Origin of the sequence: Kitasatospora sp. NPDC002965 (genome assembly GCF_040611255.1) — a bacterium.
Classification (GTDB): domain Bacteria; phylum Actinomycetota; class Actinomycetes; order Streptomycetales; family Streptomycetaceae; genus Kitasatospora.
In genome coordinates, this window is record NZ_JBEXNT010000170.1 from 1 (window position 1) to 3,715 (window position 3,715).

4 protein-coding genes are annotated in these 3,715 nt (G+C 71.5%); all 4 read left to right on the forward strand.

From position 1 onward, the window contains the following. The first annotated feature begins 574 nt into the window (after positions 1-574). The 4 genes from ABZY91_RS37635 (at position 575) to ABZY91_RS37650 (ending at position 3,531) form a co-directional block, all read left to right on the forward strand. Complete coding sequence (locus ABZY91_RS37635; protein WP_355408214.1) at positions 575-2,077, forward strand: XRE family transcriptional regulator; 1,503 nt, start codon at positions 575-577, stop codon at positions 2,075-2,077. Further along, positions 2,070-2,696 carry a 2'-5' RNA ligase family protein gene (locus ABZY91_RS37640; protein WP_355408216.1) on the forward strand — a complete coding sequence of 209 codons (627 nt, stop codon included), beginning with the start codon at positions 2,070-2,072 and terminating at the stop codon, positions 2,694-2,696. The genes ABZY91_RS37635 and ABZY91_RS37640 overlap by 8 nt, the downstream gene beginning before the upstream one ends. Before the next feature lie 267 nt (positions 2,697-2,963). Then, on the forward strand, positions 2,964-3,251 hold the full coding sequence (locus tag ABZY91_RS37645; protein WP_355408218.1) for a hypothetical protein: 288 nt from the start codon (positions 2,964-2,966) through the stop codon (positions 3,249-3,251). A gap of 97 nt (positions 3,252-3,348) precedes the next feature. Then, positions 3,349-3,531 carry a hypothetical protein gene (locus ABZY91_RS37650; RefSeq protein WP_355408220.1) on the forward strand — a complete coding sequence of 61 codons (183 nt, stop codon included), beginning with the start codon at positions 3,349-3,351 and terminating at the stop codon, positions 3,529-3,531. Positions 3,532-3,715: the final 184 nt, after the last annotated feature.

Consider the following 3,715-nt stretch of genomic DNA (forward strand, 5'->3'; position numbering starts at 1 on the left):
TATCCGGACCTGTGGTCCGGTATCACGGTGGACTGAGTGGCCCGGGGAGCGTGGATCGACGCCTCGTTGCGGCAGTAGGCGGCGACCGCCGCCGCGAAATCGTCCGCCACCGCCTGTGTCAGCCCGCCCCGGGTCACGGTCCGGGCGGGGCTCCGACCGGTCCGGTCACGATGAGCCCGCACGGTGAACCGCCCCCGAGCCGCCGTCATCCTCGTCGTCCGCCGGCGGCTGAGGCGTACAGGCAGCCCGTCCGGGCGGTTGGTGCCGGCGCTCTCGCGTGCCGACGGCAGCAGGCGGCGGGCGGCGGCTGCGATGGTGGTGTTCACTGGCGTCCCAGGGGGTGGTCCGTTCGGATGCCTCTACACTCCCGTCACGCACCCGCCGCCGTCACGGGCAGCGGCGTCCGGCTTTTCCGGACAGGCCGTTACCTCGCTGACATGCCCCGATGTGTGAGGCCGCTCGCGGATCTGGACGGTACGTCACAGGAATTTCGCGCAGTGTGACCCGTGCGGCGTAGCCGGGTCGCTACCGTGAGATGGTCAGGCAGCTCCGCACTCCCTCCTTGGAGCCCGATATGCCTCCGCGTCCCAAGCCCGGCTCGAAGACCGACCGCGATGCCCTGCGCTCCGAGCTACTGGCTGTCGGCGCCCCGATGTCGGTGGTCGCCGCCGAGATGCGCGCCCGCTTCGGCCTGCGCCCGCGCGAGGCATGGCGGCATGCTCACGGCTGGACGCTCCAGGAAGCGGCGGACCGGTTCCACAGGGTCGCCGGCGCGTCGGGCCCGGCCGCCGACGCGTCCCTCGTCGGGAAGTGGGAGAAGTGGCCGGACTCCGCCGGCCGGAGGGTGACCCTGCCGGTCCTCACCGTCCTGGCCGAGCTGTACGGCGCCACCCTGGAGGGCCTGCTCGACCTGGAGGACCGCCGGGCCCTCGCAGACTCCGATCTGAGGATGCTCCAGCACCATCAGGGCGGGGCCGCGCCCGTCGTCGTGGTGGCCGCCGCCCCGGTGCCCGCTCCCTCGCCCGTGCAGGCCGTCCCGCCCGCCGGCACCGACCTCGTCCGGGCCGCCGCACAGGAGTCCGCGGACTGGGCCCGCTGGGCGGAGGCCACCAACTGCGGCCCGATCGCTCTGGAGCAGCTGGGCGCCGATACCCAGAACCTCGCCCGCGCCTACCTGATGGCAGAGGACCCGCTGCACGTCTTCGGGCAGACGAAGCGCCTGCTCAATGGCGTCTGGGACCTGCTCTACGGCCACCAGCGCCCGCAGCAGCGCCGAGAGCTGTTCACGGTCGCCGGGTACCTGATGGCGCTGATGTCCTGGATGACCAGCGACCTCGGGCACCGCGCGCAGGCCGAGACCCACGCCCGCGGGGCGCTGCTGTGCGCCGACAGCGCGGACGACCCGGGCCTGTATGCCTGGGTAGCCTCGACCCGCAGCAAGCTGGCTTTCTGGGACGGCCAGTTCCGCCAAGCCGTCCAGTACGCCCAGCTCGGTGCCTCCTACCGGGCGCCCGGCACCGTCACCGTCCTCCTCCACTGCCAGCTCGCCGACGCCTGGGCCGAGGTCGGTGCCCGCACCGAGGCCCTGGGCGCGCTCGGCCAGGCCGAGGACGCCGCCGCCCACGACCAAGCCGACCCCTTCCACGACCAGGTCGGTGGCCTGTTCTCCTGCACGACAGGACGGCATGCCAACTACGCCAGCGCCGTCCACCTGCGCGGCGGTTCCGCGTCCAACGCCCTCGTCCACGCCGACCGCGGACTCGCCTCCCTCCAACAACAGCGCGTACGCGCCTACGGCACCGAGGCGCAGCTGCACATCACCCGCGCGGGCGCGCACCTGCTCGCCCGCGACCCCGAAGGCGTCCTCGACGCCGTCGGCCCCCTCCTCTCCCTGCCCGCCGAACACCGCACCGCCCCCGTGCGCCGGCGCCTGCGCGACCTGGCCCGCGATACCGCCGCCTCCCCCATGGGCGACAGCGCCGCCGGGCTGCACCTCCAGGACGCCGTCGAGACCGCCGTCCGCGAAGCCGTCCGAGCACTCCCCCCGACAACCACGTGGATCGGTGACCATGACTGACACCCCCGCACCCGCGACGATGGCCGACCACTGGTGGTGGCGGCCCGGCTGGCGTACCGGCCGCCGCTTCTACACCTGGCACATCACCTTCGCCGCCTCCACCGACGTCCACCGCCTGGCCGCCGACTACCGTCAAGCCCTGGCCGACGTTCCCGGCCTCGACCTCGTCCCCGACCAGTGGCTCCACCTCACCATGCAGGGTCTCGGCTTCACCGACGAGGTGAGCGAGACCGACGCCCGCGCCATCGCCGACGCCGCCATACGACGCCTCGCCAAGCTCCCCGCCTTCGACCTGGCGCTCGGCCCCGCGATCACCACCCCCGAGGCGCTGCTCCTCACCGCCCGCCCGGCCGAACCCGTACACGCCGTCCGCTTGGCCCTGCGCTCCGCCATCACCGACGTGTGGCCGACCGCCCCCGAGCCCGTCGACGGCTTCCGCCCCCACGTCTCCGTCGCCTACTCCAACACCGCCGGCCCCGCCCGGCCCGCCTCCGACGCCCTGGCGGGTGTCACCTCCCACCCGGTGACCGCACGCATCACCGCCGCCGAGCTCATCGTCCTCGGCCGCGACCGACACATGTACGAATGGGACACCTATGCACACGCCTCGCTCGGGTAGCGCGACCCGCAATCGGTGCTGCGCAGCGGGTGGGAAGCGACCTTCAACAGGCCGGAACACCGCTGGTCAGCCCCACCCGTGAACACGCCGGGTGATCGGTTGTACCGTCGAACCCCAGGCCGCCGGCCGCTGCCTGATGCGGCAAAGCCAGACAGATTGCTCCAGACTCCGCTGCAGGTCGGGCCCCGCTCGCTGCACAAGGCAATGGCCACAATGACGGGCAGCTGATCCGCTTCGACCCGGCGCGTCTCACTCCACGATAATCAGGTGATCATGAACACGGAGCAACTGTCGGCCCGGCTCGCGGAGTCCGGAATCCACCTCGTGGGCCTGGAGGAGACGGTGACGTCGTGCCCCCCGTCTGCCGCGTTCGCGGCGACGTGGTGCGGGCCGGAGGACGGGCGTGTCGACATCAGGGTCGAGCACGACAGCCCCGATCCGCTCGGGGATGCCAACCGGGCCTGGTACGCCCTGGCGACCCGCTTCGGACTGCTGGACGGCACCGGGGAGTTCCTGCTCCGGGTGAACCTGCACGACCAACCCGCACGACGCTGACCTGCGCTGGGCCCGGGTACGCCTCGGGTCGCAATGGAACGTCGCGGGCGACCGGCCCACGACAATCAACGGGCCCACTCGGGACGGACTCATCACCATGTCCGTCCGCGGTGACGTCATCATCGAAGGATCGACGGGGCAGCAGTGGATGGACGTGCTCGCCGTCCCGAATCCGCACAAGGCCGGCGCCATCCGGCACTACGTCGAGTTCATGCTGACAGACGGCGAACTCTCGGGTGCCGAAGCGCAGAACGTGAAGAACTGGCGCGGGCAGGACTAAAGCTTGTTGCAGAAGTCCGGGTGGGGGCAGGTCAGTATGTGGTCTGACCTGCTGGTTTCATGCGGTTCGCGCGAGGTTGTGCAGGTGGGCGACGGCCTGCACCGCGTGGGGGGGGGGGCGGCCCCGGATTTTGGCGGAGCGGGGGGGAGTTTTTGTTTTTTTTTATGGGGATGTTGTGGTTACT